This window comes from Sphingobacterium olei, from assembly GCF_005048855.1.
Classification (GTDB): Bacteria; Bacteroidota; Bacteroidia; order Sphingobacteriales; family Sphingobacteriaceae; genus Sphingobacterium; species Sphingobacterium olei.
Genome location: NZ_SUME01000003.1, coordinates 24,584 through 40,490 on the forward strand (window position 1 = coordinate 24,584; position 15,907 = coordinate 40,490).

Sequence of the window (15,907 nt, forward strand, 5' to 3'; positions counted from 1 at the left end):
TATATGTCAGGATTTCGCAATACAGTAGTAGGTAGTTACCCCCGTCCGGAAAAACTAGAGGATACCATGAAACGGCCTGTGATGAACCGGGAAGAAGTGGACGATTACATCAAGTGGGCGGCAGAAGATCAGTCAGGTCTTGGTCTGGATACGATTACCGATGGTGAAGGGTACCGCGAAAATATGTACTATTTCTATCAAAAGCGTATAGATGGTATTACCTTCGAGGATATGCCTAAGGTCACATTCGGTACCGCTGGTTTTGGGATTGAATGCCCTAGAGTGATCGGTGAACTCAAGAACCCACGCTTTGATACTGCCCGTAACTGGAAAATCGCCCGTGATGCCGCACCAGCCGATGTAGAGGTGAAGCTGACCGTAACAGGCCCGCATGTGTTGTATCGCTTTAGTGTCAACGAACGTAAAGACCTTTACCCCGATGCGCAGGCCTTATGTCGTGCTTGGGCCAATGTTTTAAGAGATGAAATAGCTGAAGCCATAGCACTTGGGTGCGAGCATGTGCAGTTTGATGAGCCAATGTGGACAGAGTCTCCGGAGGAAAGTATTTGGGCGGCAGAGATCCTTGCCGAGTTGATCGAATCGTTGCCTAAGAAGGTGCGAATAGGGCTACATGTTTGCGGAGGTAACCCCAGACGAAAGCGGGTTTATTTTACCAAATACACCGATCTCGTTGAAGCCTTTAAAAAAGTTCCGGTTGATGAGCTCATGCTCGAACATTGTACCCTCAGCTACAATATGCTAGAGCTATTTGATGTGTGGGATTTTGAAGGCGATCTCGCACTAGGCGTAATAGATCAACGCAGTGATGAACTGGAATCTGTAGAGGAAATACGCGAGCGTATAAAGCCCGCCTTAGATTACTTCCCTGCTGATCGGTTGATATTGACCAGTGAATGTGGATTTGGACACGTACCCATTGATGTTACCCATGCCAAACTGCGACGCCTTGTTGAGGCTTCTAAAATTTTGTAACGAGAGATTGGTTGCGTCTCACCCAACCTGTACTTAAGACGGCGACGAGAAAGTCGATCAAAATATAAAAGCTCCTTTAAATTTACTCTAAGGGAGCTTTTAGTTTAATGGTAAAGCGGTACAGTCTCCGATTTATAGTAGCCATCTCAAATCTTAATACCCAATACTCAATACTTAATACCCAATACTACTGTTGATGTCAGGACGGTGCAGGTTGCTATTTTATGCATAATACAATATTTTTGATAATTATCGCAGTTAGAACCTAAAAGCTAAATTCGGAAATACGAAAAATATAATCGACATGGATATGCCTTATCGCAAGACAATCCATGCTGTTTTTAGATCTATATATTGTTTTATTTAGTAGAAAATATGAGAAAAAGACACGTATTAGCGGAGATTATTTCGGTAATGGGAATGATTTTATGTGTGGAAGTGACCGCTCAACAGACCGCGGTAAACGACTCGAATACCCCACTGCATTTGTTACAACCGGAGTATACGATTCCATATAAACAATGGACGACAGAAGAAATCAAGCAAAATTTGGATCGGATATTAGCGTATCTGGACAAGACGACCCCTACCCTTGTACGGGATACCTTATCGGGTAAAGAAATTACAGACTACACACAGTTAAACAAACATACCCAGTTGGAAAAGGGTGATTTTCGCCTAGCAAGTTACGAATGGGGAGTAACGTATACCGGTATGTTGGAAGCCGCGGCGGCTACGGCAGATCCTAAATACAGCGAATATGTCGCCAAACGCTTTGCTTTCCTTTCTGAAGTGGCCCCACATTTTCTGCGCTTGCGAAAAGAATATCGTGTCGTGGATCGGCAGATTAACCAGGTCATATTACCCGGATCGCTAGATGATGCCGGCGCGATGTGTGCGGCATTGGTTAAATTTGGGCGTACGGCATCCGGTGTGGATTACAAGGAGCTAATTAATAATTACCTAGATTTTATTGAGAACAAAGAACACCGTCTGTCAGACGGTACGTTTGCGCGTATGCGCCCACAGGCTAATAGCCTATGGTTGGATGATATGTATATGGGTATTCCGGCACTGGTGCAAATGGGCGTTTACACGGGAGAGAAGCGTTATTTTGACGAAGCTGTAAAGCAGGTAAAGCAGTTTACGCAACGTATGTTCGTGCCCGAAAAAGGACTGTATTTGCATGGTTGGATCGAAAGTTCGGACAGCCATCCCGCTTTTCACTGGGCACGCGCTAACGGATGGGCTTTGCTTACGCTTACTGAGGTGCTAGATGCCCTACCCCAGGATCATCCCGAAAGAGCGGATATTGTCTGCATTTATAAACAACATGTCAAGGGTATTACAGCTTACCAATCGGGCAGCGGATTCTGGCACCAGTTATTAGACAGAAACGATTCGTATCTCGAAACATCGGCTACGGCTATCTATGTGTATTGTATCGCGCGGGGTATCAACAGAGGATGGCTGGATCCGATCTCATACGGACCGGTAGCCCAACTGGGTTGGAGCGCTGTTGCCACCAAAATCAATGGGCAGGGACAGGTAGAAGGTACCTGTGTGGGAACGGGGATGGCTTTTGATCCGGCCTATTACTACCACCGTCCGGTAAATGCGTACGCAGCACACGGATATGGCCCGGCACTGTTGGCCGGAGCGGAGATGATCACCCTGATCAAAAAGTTTCATCCGAAGATGAACGACAGTGCTATTCAGTATTATGAAACAGATCCGAAAACTGATGCATCGATTTTCGGGGTAGATGGAAAGACATATTGATGTTTGGAACGAACGTACAGTAAGGATTTAACCAAGTGATAGAACGATGAAGTTTAGCAACTGGCTGCCGAAGTAACCTTAGAAATTACATTAAAAATTAAGTCACGATGAACAAAAAAATAACGCTTTTCCTTTTTTTTTCGATATGTATTTTTGATGCGCTCGCGACAGCCCGGTTTGAACTTGTCCGACGTGATAGGCAAACCCAGGTAACTTACAACGGTACGGATCCTGTCGTACAGACAGCAATCGATATGCTACACGATGATGCAAAACGGGTTACCGGGCAAGGCTTCATACATTCTCGAGAAGCCAAAAACGGCGGTATAATCGTGGGTATACCGGGTAAGGATGCAGTTTTAGATCAGTTGCTATCTCGATTTAAAGTTGATATTTCGGGCATAAAAGGGGAATGGGAAGCTTTTAAATTGCAGGTCGTGCAGGTGAAGAAAGAAAGCTACCTGCTTGTGATCGGCAGCGACGCACGCGGGGCTGCTTATGGCGTATTAGAGCTATCGCGTTTGATCGGTGTCTCGCCCTGGGTATGGTGGGCGGATGTGGTACCGGAGAAAAAGCAACAGGTATCATTACCTACGGATTTTAAGGTCGTGCAAAAGCCATCCGTACAATACCGGGGTATATTTTTAAACGATGAAGATTGGGGTTTAATGCCTTGGAGCAGTATGACGTATGAGCCCACTGATCGGAAGGGCCAGATCGGCCCCAAGACCTATTCGCGCATATTTGAACTGTTGTTGCGCCTACGAGCCAATACCATTTGGCCAGCAATGCACGAAGTAAGCATTCCCTTTTACTTTACTGAAGGGAATAGAGAAGCAGCTGATAAATACGGAATAATTGTAGGTACTTCACATTGCGAACCGCTGATGCGCAATAGTGCGACCGAATGGGATGTGTCGGGAAAGGGAGACTATAATTACGTTACCAACCGACAGGAATTACTGAATTATTGGTCCGAGCGTTTGCAGGAATTGCAGGGAGCGGAGAATATTTTTACCATTGGCCTCCGTGGTAAGCACGATGGAATGATGCAGGGGGTGAAGACATTGGCAGAACATAAAGCCGTACTTTCGCAGGTATTACCCGATCAACGTGAATTATTGAAGAAGTACATCAACTCAGATCCGACAAAAGTACCACAGGTGTTTATTCCTTATAAAGAAGTGCTTGATGTGTACAATGATGGTCTTGATGTACCAGAGGACGTAACGATGGTGTGGTGCGATGATAATTACGGTTATATCAAGCATTTTCCGGATGACAAGGAACGGGCACGTAGTGGGGGGAATGGTCTTTATTACCATGTATCGTATTGGGGGCGTCCGCACGATTACCTTTGGCTATCGACCATTAGCCCGGCCTTGTTACACCAACAAATGAGCTTGGCCTACGAAAAGGGGGTGCAAAAATTATGGATATTGAATGTAGGCGATATTAAACCGGCAGAATATCAAATAGAATTATTTTTGGATATGGCCTGGAATATTGAAGCTGTGAGTAAGACCGGTGTATCTGCACATTTGTTATCTTGGTTGAAAGGTAAATTTGGTGTGCCGGAAGCTAAAAGTCTATTGCCAATAATGAACGAATATTATCGTTTGGCTTATATCCGAAAGCCCGAACATATGGGCAATACCAGAGTAGAAGAACAGGATCCGTTGTATAAAATCGTCAAGGATCTGGATTGGAGTGAAGCTGAAATTCGACAACGTTTAAACGACTATGGTAAACTGTCGGATCAAGTAGCGGAAATTGCCAGACATATTCCTCTTGTTCAACAGTCCGCCTATTTTCAATTGATCAAATATCCTGTACAGTCTGCTGCGCAAATGAATAAAAAATTGTTGCATGCACAGCTATCACGCCACGGCAAAGGTTTATGGAACGACAGCCATAAGGCATTTGACAGTATTGTATCGCTTACTGCACAGTATAATCAGCTGGAAGGTGGTAAGTGGAATAGGATGGTAGATTACAAGCCTCGGGATCTAGCTGTTTATCAGCGGGTTCCCGAGCAGGAAGCGACGGGCAGTATGGCGCCGACGAAAGTTGTCCTACATGAATTTTCGGCTATGGATTTCAAATACAATACAAGTCGCGTAAGGACCATAGACGGTTTAGGTTATACGGGAAAAATGTTGGCTATCCCCAAAGGGGAGAAGATCACTTTTGGATTTTCTGCTTTGCAGAAAGATTCTGTACAGGTAGAAATTCGCCTGCTGCCTAACCATGCGGTAGACGGGAAAGAGTTACGTTTTGGTATTGCTATTGACGACCAACCAATGCAGGAAGTTTCTTACAAAACAGAAGGTCGAAGTGAAGAATGGAAATTGAACGTGTTACGCAATCAAGCCATCCGCGTCGTCACACTTCCGGCCAACGACATTTCCAAGCATGAACTTGTCGTGACAGCATTGGACGAGGGAGTTGTAGTCGATCAGGTAATCATATATTGACCGAAAAGTCTATTTAACTACCTAACTTGACGCAGTCTACCTATTTTAAATAGCTATAAAGTGATAATATCATCATGGCTTAAAGTTTTGCTGTTGTAATCATGGCCTTATTGCCCGCCGCCCGTAGCAGGTAGTATCCTGATAATCCGGCAATTAAAGATGCGATTAAGATCGATAGCTTTGCCTCGTTAACATATAAGGGGTGGTCAAAGGAAAGGATGGCGATAAAGATAGACATGGTAAATCCTATACCCGATAAGAGACCTACGCCAATAATATGCTTAAAATTGCTCCCGGCCGGTAAACTACTAATTTTTAGTTTGGTGCAAAGGAAGGTCATGAAAAAGATACCCAATGGCTTACCTAAAAATAAACCCAAACCGATTCCCAGGCCTAGCGGAGCGACGAGTCCGTTTAACATTTCATTTTGTAAGGTGATGTTGGTGTTGGCGAAGGCGAAAATAGGGATGATAAGAAAGTTGACCGGCTTCACTAAAGCGTGTTCCAAACGTTCCAATGGAGATTCTACATCCGTTTTATTCGTAGGAATGGTCATTGCCACGAGTACTCCGGCTATCGTAGCATGTATACCGGAATGGTGAACAAAGTACCAAATAAATATTCCCGGTATAAGGTATAGGTACGGATTCTGGACATTCATGCGATTCATAATGAGCAGTACAGCCATGCCTATTCCCGCGTAAAGGAGATAGGTTGCATCTACGCCAGAGGAATAGAAGAAGGCGATGACCATGATAGCAATTAAATCGTCAACTATTGCTGAAGCGGCCAAAAAGATTTTCAAACTTGCTGGAATGTGTTTCCCCAGTACGCCGATAACAGCTAATGCGAAGGCGATATCCGTTGCCATGGGAATACCCCAGCCTCCGGCGGTATCGGTACCTGCATTGAACGCTACGTATATCAGCGCAGGCACGGCAGCTCCGCCTAGCGCAGCTAAAATAGGTAACGATGCTTTACGGGGAGACGATAATTCGCCCTCTACAATCTCCCGTTTGATCTCAAGACCTACCAATAAGAAGAAGACAGCCATCAGTCCGTCGTTTATCCATAAGATTACACTGTAATTTAAATGGACCGCATCCGACTCATAGCCTAGCTCTACATTTAACACCGATTGCAGCGAGGGAGCTAGAGGTGTATTTGCTATAATAAGCGATAGTACAACGCCAACGAAAAGCAGTATACCGCCTGCGTTGGCGGATTTAAAGAATCTTCTAAAAACGTTGAGATTAATACGATTTGCCATGAACGGTGAATTTTGGAAGTCATTTTATGAGCACTTTTTTATATAATACAAATTACGTACGAAATGTTTTAAAAAAAATAAATCCGGCGCGGGCAGCTGCAACGCTGATCTTTGTCACCTTTGGCATATCGCTTTGCCCGCAAATGTCGGTACGAATAAACAATTTTGTATACAGAATGTTAAATATTAATATTGCCAAATAGTATGATACGATAAGGGAATCCAGATTTTTATTAGATGAGAAGTTCAGATGCGTAAAGAAGAGAAGCAAGGTGGCCAGCAGCGGGAGACGGTCGCCAGTGTGTTAAAGAAAAAGTTAGGTGCAGTTTACACGACCATACGAAACTGGATGCAGCCGTCTAAAGAGCAGCATACGATCGTCCAAGTCCTGGTTTTTATCTTAAAACTGCCGGTATTATTGCTGATTTTAGCAATGTCTCCGATATTTATACTGCTTATGGTTATTGTTGTTCTGATTGCGTTGTGAAGAAAGCCAATTATCAACACCTTTTTTTTGCGGTATGCTGTCTTCTTTTTTTTGTACATCAATATGTACAGCACATGAAAATTGTGTCGATTCCAATCGCACATAATTACCTCGATCCGCTACTGATCATGCCTATATTGTTTCAGACTGTAACATGGGAACACCAATACATTAGAGGAGAAAAAGATTTCTATCTGCCATGGTCCTATCTGCTAGGGTATTTTCTACTGGTATCGATATTAGCAGAAGTAGTTTTTCCAACGATTAACCGCCAACTAATCGGAGATCCATGGGATGTGGTATGCTATGCGGTAGGTACCGTTGGTTTTGCAGTAATGCAGAAAAAAAGAAATTTTTAGCGCATGGAAGAGCATGATAGTTAATCGTCGGTCGCTCAAAAACACTTCATGGTCCTTATCTGGATGATAAAGGGCTCGATATGAAAACTGCAGGTGGGAAATTGGTGATCGCCGGTGATCAGAATTGGCATGGCGTAGGACACAACGTGGTAGTGCGTTTGGATGATAACGATTATCTCGTATTCCATGGGTACGACGCTAAGGATGAAGGCAGAGCGAAGTTACGGATCGAAAAAATTACCTGGGACAATGCCGGATGGGCGCAGATAAAAAAATATTAAATTAAATCTATAGAAATGGTAGTCTTTTGGTTTTTTTATTTTACATTTGTATGTTGAATGTTTTACACAGCGTAATTTGTATGGAAAAAGCACTAGCGGTATTAAATCTGAATAAACTAAAAGGTAAGGTCACCTTAAAGCATGTGGGTTGGATTATTGTTTCTCTTAAAGTTATTATATTACTATATTTTATACATCTCGTCATTGAAGGTTTTCAGGCAAACACTTTTCAATTTGGATCTATGTTTTTCGGTTTTATATTAGCGGGATTCGTAGCACAGCTTATTGATGGAGCCTTAGGAATGGCCTACGGGGTCAGTTGCACGAGTCTATTATTATGGTTCGGTATTCCTCCCAAGTTTGCATCTGCGAGTGTACACACCTCTGAAATATTTACGACCGGCGTGTCAGGTTTGTCGCACATCCGTTTTAAAAATATTGACAAAAAGCTTTTCTTTCAAATTGCAATAACGGGAAGTATAGGAGCTATACTTGGCGCTTATTTGCTGTCTGACATACTTGATGGCAACCTAATAAAACCCTACATATCTGTCTACTTATTGGGATTGGGACTGTATTTGCTTTTCAAAGCCTACAGAAATAAGGCCAAGGCTGCACGTAAAATAAAGAATGCACCGCTTTTAGCATTCTGCGGTGGATTATTTGATGCCATCGGTGGTGGCGGGTGGGGACCCATCGTCACTTCTAACTTATTAAGCCAAGGGAAAAATGCCCGGGAATCCATAGGTACGGTTAATACCGCAGAATTTTTTGTCACCTATTTTGCGACCGCCGTATTTATTTTCGTTCTAGGCGTTCAACACCTAGAAATCGTATTGGGTCTTATCATCGGTGGTGTTATTGCAGCGCCCGTAGGCGCATATGTAGCTTCCCGAATAAATCCACGTGTTTTGCTTACGCTAGTGGGCGTAATGGTGGTGTTGATTTCTTCTTGGAGTATCTTTCAAGCCTGGTTCTAGACTTTCAACAGTCCGCGAAATCCCCTAGCTCCATAATACGACTCCGCGCCGTTGTGATAGATGAATACGCGGCCAAAACGCAAATCGCCAAAAATTGCCCCACCTAGCTCTCTAATTTCGGTTGGAGTCGCTACCCAACTGGACGTTTTGGTGTCAAACTTGCCCAATTGTTGCAGGTCACGGTACTGTTCTTCCGTCAGTAGCTCAATACCCATTTCGGCAGCCATACCAACAGCACTGTTTTTTGGTTTATGCTCTTTTCTTGATTCCAATGCCTCGTGATCGTAACAAACGCTTCTGCGTCCTTTTGGACTTTCCTGGACGCAATCGCAAAAAATAAATTCATCTGTTTTTGCGTCGTAACCGATCACATCCGGTTCGCCACCTGTTTCTTCCATTTCATTAAGCGACCATAACTTTTCGGCGTTATCTTCCAGTTTGGTTTGTATTTTACTCCAATCCAATCCTTCATGACGGTTCATGTTCTTCTCAAAGCGGGTATGTAGAATCTGGAATAATTCCAATATCCGTTCTTGCGGTAGTTCTATTTTATTGTTTACTGTTTTTTTCATCTATTTAAATTTTTCTATCTAACGGTCTGTAATACCACGATATTATAGTAAGTACCAAAAGTAACACGGACGGAAGTATTTCGGTTATGGGATCTCCAAGCACGATATGGGAGACTGTTGCTCCTGATGCCACAAAGAAAAAACCTGCATACGCCCACTCTTTTAATAATTGAAATTTAGGCAGCAATATAGTAACTACTCCTAATATTTTCCAAATACCTAATAAGGTAAGTAGGTAACTTGGATATCCTAAATGACTAAAGGCTTGAATCTCTTCGTCCATTTTAATGAATTGTACTATCCCGGTCGAAAGCATTCCCAATGCTAACCAGATAGTAGCAATCCAGTAGGTGATTTTTTTAAACTTTGTTGCGCTCTTAAATTCTGTGGTTGTTGTCATAGTGGTTTATTTTATGGTGGTCATAATTTTTTGCAGTTGATTGTGTGCCATATTGATTCCTTTCGCAAAAGGCATTTGTAGCATCAGATCCCTGTCGGCAGTTGACTTGTAAATAATGTGTATTGTCAATTTGCTGTTGTGCTCAGTCATTTCGGTAAATTCCAAAAACTCAAGCTGAACAGGAAACGGCGTGTTTTCCATTTCAAATGTCCGGGTAATTTTATGATTTGGAATGAATTCATGAATGACTCCATTGGCCCTGAATAGCACATTTCCTTGGTTATCTTTTGTTTCAAACTGATAACCTCCATGTACTTTGCTTTCCATCTTTAGTACTTTATTGCCCATCCATTGTTCTACGAGATCAGCCTCGGTATATGCTTTAAAAAGTAAGTTTACGGGCAATTCAAACTCCCGTGTAATGATTATTTCCTGTTTGCCTTCTTCGGCATTTACCTTCGTTTTTAATTCCATTGTACCGCTATTTAGATTTATAGTTTTTCATCACGTCTTCCAGTTTATTGAACCTCTCATCCCACATCTGACGGAACGGTTCCACAAAATCCGCGATTTCCTTTATTTTTTTTGGATTTAGCTGATAATAAATTTCTCGACCATTTTGCTCTTTTTCCAGCAAGTCACACTCCGTTAGAATTTGTAGGTGCTTCGAAACGGTTGGTCGTGCCGTATCAAAGTTTGATGCTATTGCTCCTGCTGTCATGGATTGCGACGCAAGTAACAATAGTATCGCTCGTCTTGTCGGGTCGGCTATGGCCTGGAACACATCTCGTCTTAAATTCATTATGAAGTCATTTGACTACAAATTTAAATGTAGTTATTTGACTACGCAAGTTTTTCTGGATATTTTTTTAACGATGTCCTTAGTCAGTAATAATTGACAGACAAAGAGAAGAATAATGTTCAAAAAAAAATATATTTGTAAACATACTAAGTGTAGGGGTATAGGGTAATTGGATCGATGGAAAAATCATTTCAACATACGGAAGACATTTATGTCACTGGGCTGAAAGCTCAGGATGAAGTGATCTTTGGTAAGGTATATGATCTCTTTTGGTCTCGTCTCTACATTTCTGCTTTTAATATACTTCGTGATCGGGAGCAGGCAGAAGACACTGTACAAGAGGTTTTTAGTTACTTGTGGGATAATGCGTCTACTTTAGAGATCAAGAGTCTGACCTCGTGGCTTTTTACGGCCGTACGGTACCAGGTGTTCAATGTGGTCAGATCTGGAAAGGTCCGGGACAGATTTGAGCGTTTACACCTCATAGAGGAAACAGCCTCAAACCTTGCGGAGATAAAGTTGGATAACCAAGATATCCAACGGAGACTGATGGAAGGCTTGGAGCAGCTTCCGCCACGATGTAAGGAAATTTTTGTAATGAGCCGTTTTGAATACCTGTCTTACAAAGAGATAGCACAGAAACTTCAGCTGTCCGAAAAAACGGTGGAAAACCAAATCGCCATCGCACTCAAAAAATTACGAATTTCTTTAAAAGATCTCGCGTTTATATTACCGTTTTTATTGGACAGATAACTCAGGGTTCTTGTTTTTTCTTTTCATATCTTTTTAGTCTTCTTGTTGGGAAAATAGCATTTGGCATGAAGTTTTTTTTAAGAATTAACCCTTATCTCATCTTTTTTTAACGAAAATTTAATTTCCCTTGGGGGTTATTGCTTTCGAATGTTACATACATATAAAGGCTCTTCTTGAGCTCCTCTAATTTTTATTAGCTTGTTTTCAAAAATGGAAGAAAATTTAAGAAATAATCTTATCGATAAGTTGCAAAATAATACCATTTCTTCAGAAGAGCGAGAAGAATTGTTTAAACTTTATAATTCCTATCAATTTTCGAAGGAGTGGAACGAAAATACAATGGGAAATTTTGAAGATGTGCGAAAAAAAATACTAAAAGGAGTGAAACTAAAAAGGAATGGAGCTTCGAGGGGGAAAATATATGCTATAAACTCTTTTCTACGTATAGCTGCAGCCTGTCTTTTGGTGTTTTTTACGGGCTGGCTAGGGTATACTCTTATTTTAAAACCCGATCCAAATGTAATCGTGGAATCTGGGAAATCAAGGAAAGAGGTTGTGCTGCCTGATGGTTCAAAGATCACCATGAATATCAATAGTACGCTGACCTATCCTAGGGTATTTGAAGCAAAGCGTCGTGAAGTAAAATTTGAAGGAGAAGGCTTTTTTGAAATACAAGCAGATAGATCTCATCCCTTTATTGTCGCTACGCCTCACGTTAAGGTAAGGGTATTGGGAACCGCTTTTAATCTTAAGGCGTATAAAGAGGATCCTGCTATTGAGACTTCTTTAATTCATGGAAAGGTCGAAGTGCTCACGGCCAAAGAAGAACGTACACTTTCTATATTGACACCAAACCATAAGTTTGTTGTAGATAAAATCGCATTGATTACATCTCACTTGCCACAGACAAAATCACAGATCGAAGTTGTTCCAATGGAATTTATCGATCCGAGCAATACTGCCCCTGTTGACCTAGCGTGGAAAGAGGGAAAGTTTGCCTTTGCTTCCTCTCCGTTTCAGGATATTGCACGGGAGATGAAACGTCGGTATGCGGTGGACATAATTTTTGAAAATAAGGAAGCGGCTGATTTTAAATACACTGCCTCTTTTGAGCAAGAAGATGTTGTTGATATCTTGGATGCACTTCAACTTGTCAAACCGTTCAAATATAGAAAGGAGGGGAACAAAATTGTAGTGTACTAACTATTAATTAATAGTGCACAAAATACGTTAAGAACGATTTTGTACACTAAAGGCTTTAATCGTCAAGAGGTGTTTAGATTGGCGTCCGACCCTCTTTATTGATCAACTATTAAATCCATTCTAAATTTATGAATAATATTTTAAAGCAGGAGCGCTTTAAGGAAACTTCTGCTTGTCTTCAAGCGATATTGTATATGAAGCTTACGCTTTTTCTGATGTGCATTGGGCTATTGAGCGCCTCTGCTGGTGCTTACTCCCAAAACAAGGTTTCGGTTAATCATCGGAACACATCATTAGCTCATTTTCTACAGGATATTGAAAAAAAATCCAATGTCCGTTTTGTTTACAGCGATGATATTTTAACGCAAAATATCCAGATTACGGTGCGTGCGGCCGATGCAGATGTGAGTGAAGTGCTTAAAGAGGCCTTGACCGGAAAGGGACTCGAAATATCGAAAGTAAATCCAAACTTATACGCTATTTACAAACCAGATAAAAGACCTTCATCAGCAGGTGCACAGGAGCGAGAGGTAAGCGGACGTGTAGTGAACGGTAAAGGAGAAGGGCTTCCCAAAGTTACTTTTTGGTTCGTGGGTACACGCATAGGCGGCGCGACCAATGAAGGTGGGTACTTTAGAATCGTATTTCCCGAGAATGCGAAAGAAATAGAATTCCGTTACATAGGATTCGTTACGAAAAAAGTTATATTGGGTGACGGAAACTTGGGGAACGTCGTGCTGCATAGCGAAGATAATACCCTTGAGGAGGTTGTGATTAACACCGGTTTGTATGAGCGGAAAGCCGGTACATTTACCGGAAGTACAGTGACATTTAACCAACAGCAAATTAAAGAGGTTTCTAATCAGAACGTACTTTCCGCATTGGCTATTTTAGATCCATCATTCCAGATGTTGACCAATAATGACTTCGGGTCTAATCCCAATATGATTCCCGAGATCCAATTACGAGGTCAGACTGGGTTTTCGGAAGATCTGCGTACCGAATATAGCAATATTGCAAACCAACCACTATTTATTGTTGACGGATTTGAGACGACTATTCAACGTGTATTTGATTTGAATATTAACTTCATAAAGAGTGTCACGATACTAAAAGATGCCGCTGCCAAGGCGATGTGGGGTGCGAAAGCAGGAAATGGTGTTATTGTTATTGAGACATTACGTCCGCAGGTCGGACAGATGCGTATTTCGTATAATGCCAGTGCCAATATTCAGGCTCCAGACTTGACAACTTATCACCTGACCAACAGTATGGAAAAAATCCAGGGAGAGGTGTTGTCAGGAAAATACAGCTCTCCTATTCCAGAGACCCAGGCTGCCTTGACAAAAGTGTATACCAATAATTTAAAGGCGGCGCTAGATGGTGTTGATACCTATTGGTTATCACAACCCTTGCAAAATGGTATTGGCCAGCGGCATACAATGACCTTAGATGGAGGTGAGGAAAACTTTCAATATTCGGTCAATCTAGGCTACAATAATAACAAAGGGGTAATGAAAGGTTCCGACCGAAATACGTATAGTGGCCAGTCCGTTCTCGTTTACCGTAAAGGTAAGATCTCCGCAACGAATAATCTCTCGGTGGATCGTAATTTTGCTAGGAATAGTCCGTATGGAACTTTCCGCGACTACGCGAGGATGAACCCCTATTGGCGGATTTATGATGAGAATGGCAATTTGATAAAGTCGTATACGATAGGTGCCGGTTCTTCCAGTACTCCGGTCGGTAATCCCTTATACAATGGAACACTGAATTCTAAAGACGGTAATAATTATACGACTATCACCGAGAATTTTCAGATTGACTACCGTCATAATGATAATTTGAGGTTTAATGCACGTATAGGGTATAACCAGCAAAATACACTAACGGAGTTCTTCCGATCCGCATCACATACAGATTACATCAATATTTCACCGTTAAATCCGGAATATCTGAACAGAGGGACTTATCGATTGAATAATGGATTCCAAAAGGCATATACCGTAGACTTAAGTACGGCTTACAACAAAATAATAGGCAAGCATGAGTTTTATTTAAATGGAATCCTTACCGCTAATGAAAACAAGACAGAAACTACAGGCATGACGATGGTAGGTTTTCCCAATGATGACCTGAATAACATTGCTATGGGTAAGCAGTATCAGGAAGGCACAAAGGCCGTAGGTACGGAGAATACCGTGCGAATTGGAGCGGCGACTGCTGCATTGAATTACGTTTTTGACAAACGATTCCTATTGGATGCTTCTTTCCGTAGAAATGCCTCGTCACAGTATGGAAAAGATTCCAAATGGGGTAATTTCTGGTCTTTGGGAGCTGGTTGGAATCTGCATGAAGAAGAGTTCGTTAGAAATTTGAACTGGGTCGATCTATTCCGCATCACAGCAAATACGGGGGTCACAGGTACGCCCCCGGGACAGAACGCATACCAGTCATTGGCTACGTACAACTATATCCTAGATAGGACCTACAACGGGGACATGGGCCTAGAGCTGATGGCTTTGGCGAATCCGAATCTACAATGGCAAAAGGTGGCCGAAACCAACTACCGTGCAGAAATTGGTTTTTTAAACCGCTTCAATGCCAGTTTCGATTACTATATCAAGAATACCAATAATTTGCTACTGAGCATGGAGATAGCGCCGTCTTTAGGCTTTACGGACTACGCAGAGAATATTGGTGATGTTCAGAATAAAGGCTTTCAAGCTACATTAAATTATAGAATGATTAAGGATGCAGGTAGAGGCTTAAATGTGAATATTTTTGGAAACGTCGCACATAATACCAATAAAATACGTCGTATTTCAAGTTCGTTGGAGGCATTGAATAATCTAAATAGCGATAAGTTTGATGAAACAGGCGGAGCAGGCAACGAAACTGCGCCAAAAAGCGATAGACAAAGACCGGCGAGACGCTACGAGGTGGGGCGATCGATGAATGCGATTTGGGCTGTACAATCCTTGGGTATTGATCCGTCCAACGGGCAGGAAATCTTTTTGAAACGAGATGGTACAATGACCTATGTATGGTCGGCTGAAGATCAGGATGTATTTGGTGACACGCAACCATTATACAATGGTACTTTTGGTGCCAATGTGCAATATAAGGACTTGAGTGTCAATTTCGCTTTTACTTACCGTTGGGGTGGGCAGATGTACAATTCCACTTTGGTTAGTTTGGTGGACGATGCCGACTTTAATTATAACGTAGATATTCGTGCATTAGAGGAACGTTGGAAGCAACCTGGAGATGTGTCTTTGTTCAAAGGTATTGCAGAGACTAGCTTTACAGCAACCAGACCAACTTCGCGTTTTGTTCAAGATTATAACGAGTTTATTTTCTCATCAGTCAGTTTGTCCTACAACTTTACACGGATGAATTTTGTGCAACGATCACCTTTCAAAAGTTTAATGGCGACTTGTAATCTGAATGATCTGGGTAGATTGAGTACGGTGCGTATCGAGCGAGGATTAGATTACCCGTATGCGCGTACCATTTCTTTTACCTTGGGCGCTAGTTTTTAATTG

General features: G+C 42.1%; 15 protein-coding genes. 10 read left to right on the forward strand and 5 right to left on the reverse strand.

Annotated elements, in window-relative coordinates; all coding sequences use genetic code 11:
• Positions 1-3: 3 nt before the first annotated feature.
• The 3 genes from FAZ15_RS07520 (at position 4) to FAZ15_RS07530 (ending at position 5,252) form a co-directional block, all read left to right on the forward strand.
• Positions 4-993 carry a cobalamin-independent methionine synthase II family protein gene (locus tag FAZ15_RS07520; protein ID WP_136900714.1) on the forward strand — a complete coding sequence of 330 codons (990 nt, stop codon included), beginning with the start codon at positions 4-6 and terminating at the stop codon, positions 991-993.
• Between the two features lie 375 nt (positions 994-1,368).
• Positions 1,369-2,775 (forward strand): glycoside hydrolase family 88/105 protein, encoded by a 1,407-nt coding sequence (locus tag FAZ15_RS07525; RefSeq protein WP_136900715.1) that lies wholly within the window; start codon positions 1,369-1,371, stop codon positions 2,773-2,775.
• Between the two features lie 107 nt (positions 2,776-2,882).
• Complete coding sequence (locus FAZ15_RS07530; RefSeq protein WP_136900716.1) at positions 2,883-5,252, forward strand: glycosyl hydrolase 115 family protein; 2,370 nt, start codon at positions 2,883-2,885, stop codon at positions 5,250-5,252.
• Positions 5,253-5,331: 79 nt separating this feature from the next.
• Here the strand turns inward: FAZ15_RS07530 and nhaA are convergent, their stop codons facing one another.
• On the reverse strand, positions 5,332-6,522 hold the full coding sequence (gene nhaA, locus FAZ15_RS07535; RefSeq protein WP_136900717.1) for a Na+/H+ antiporter NhaA: 1,191 nt from the start codon (positions 6,520-6,522) through the stop codon (positions 5,332-5,334).
• Between the two features lie 250 nt (positions 6,523-6,772).
• On the opposite strand from nhaA, the gene FAZ15_RS07540 reads away from it, so the two are divergent.
• The 4 genes from FAZ15_RS07540 (at position 6,773) to FAZ15_RS07555 (ending at position 8,629) form a co-directional block, all read left to right on the forward strand.
• Positions 6,773-7,009, forward strand: a complete 237-nt coding sequence (locus FAZ15_RS07540; RefSeq protein WP_136900718.1) for a hypothetical protein — start codon at positions 6,773-6,775, stop codon at positions 7,007-7,009.
• Between the two features lie 74 nt (positions 7,010-7,083).
• The gene (locus tag FAZ15_RS07545) at positions 7,084-7,368 is read left to right on the forward strand and encodes a hypothetical protein (protein ID WP_136900719.1); all 285 of its coding nucleotides are present in this window, start codon (positions 7,084-7,086) and stop codon (positions 7,366-7,368) included.
• 23 nt (positions 7,369-7,391) lie between these two features.
• Positions 7,392-7,649, forward strand: coding sequence for a family 43 glycosylhydrolase (locus tag FAZ15_RS07550; protein WP_136900720.1), 258 nt, complete (start codon positions 7,392-7,394; stop codon positions 7,647-7,649).
• A gap of 80 nt (positions 7,650-7,729) precedes the next feature.
• Entirely contained in the window at positions 7,730-8,629 is a 900-nt protein-coding gene (locus FAZ15_RS07555; RefSeq protein WP_136900721.1) for a sulfite exporter TauE/SafE family protein, read from the forward strand.
• On the opposite strand, the gene FAZ15_RS07560 is transcribed toward FAZ15_RS07555, so the two are convergent.
• Genes FAZ15_RS07560 through FAZ15_RS07575 form a run of 4 tightly spaced genes read right to left on the reverse strand, consistent with a single transcriptional unit; the run spans position 8,626 to position 10,403 of the window.
• Entirely contained in the window at positions 8,626-9,201 is a 576-nt protein-coding gene (locus FAZ15_RS07560) for a DUF4256 domain-containing protein (protein WP_136900722.1), read from the reverse strand. The two genes, FAZ15_RS07555 and FAZ15_RS07560, sit on opposite strands and share 4 nt — an antisense overlap.
• A gap of 4 nt (positions 9,202-9,205) precedes the next feature.
• Positions 9,206-9,601 (reverse strand): DoxX family protein, encoded by a 396-nt coding sequence (locus FAZ15_RS07565; protein WP_136900723.1) that lies wholly within the window; start codon positions 9,599-9,601, stop codon positions 9,206-9,208.
• Between the two features lie 6 nt (positions 9,602-9,607).
• Positions 9,608-10,075 (reverse strand): SRPBCC family protein, encoded by a 468-nt coding sequence (locus tag FAZ15_RS07570; RefSeq protein WP_136900724.1) that lies wholly within the window; start codon positions 10,073-10,075, stop codon positions 9,608-9,610.
• Positions 10,076-10,082: 7 nt separating this feature from the next.
• Entirely contained in the window at positions 10,083-10,403 is a 321-nt protein-coding gene (locus FAZ15_RS07575; protein WP_136819306.1) for an ArsR/SmtB family transcription factor, read from the reverse strand.
• 177 nt (positions 10,404-10,580) lie between these two features.
• Here FAZ15_RS07575 and FAZ15_RS07580 point away from each other — a divergent pair, with 177 nt between their 5' ends.
• The 3 genes from FAZ15_RS07580 (at position 10,581) to FAZ15_RS07590 (ending at position 15,904) form a co-directional block, all read left to right on the forward strand.
• Entirely contained in the window at positions 10,581-11,156 is a 576-nt protein-coding gene (locus FAZ15_RS07580; RefSeq protein WP_136819307.1) for an RNA polymerase sigma-70 factor, read from the forward strand.
• A 210-nt stretch (positions 11,157-11,366) separates the two neighbouring features.
• Positions 11,367-12,359, forward strand: coding sequence for a FecR family protein (locus FAZ15_RS07585; RefSeq protein WP_136900725.1), 993 nt, complete (start codon positions 11,367-11,369; stop codon positions 12,357-12,359).
• 128 nt (positions 12,360-12,487) lie between these two features.
• Positions 12,488-15,904 carry a SusC/RagA family TonB-linked outer membrane protein gene (locus tag FAZ15_RS07590; protein ID WP_136900726.1) on the forward strand — a complete coding sequence of 1,139 codons (3,417 nt, stop codon included), beginning with the start codon at positions 12,488-12,490 and terminating at the stop codon, positions 15,902-15,904.
• The last annotated feature ends 3 nt before the right edge of the window (positions 15,905-15,907 follow it).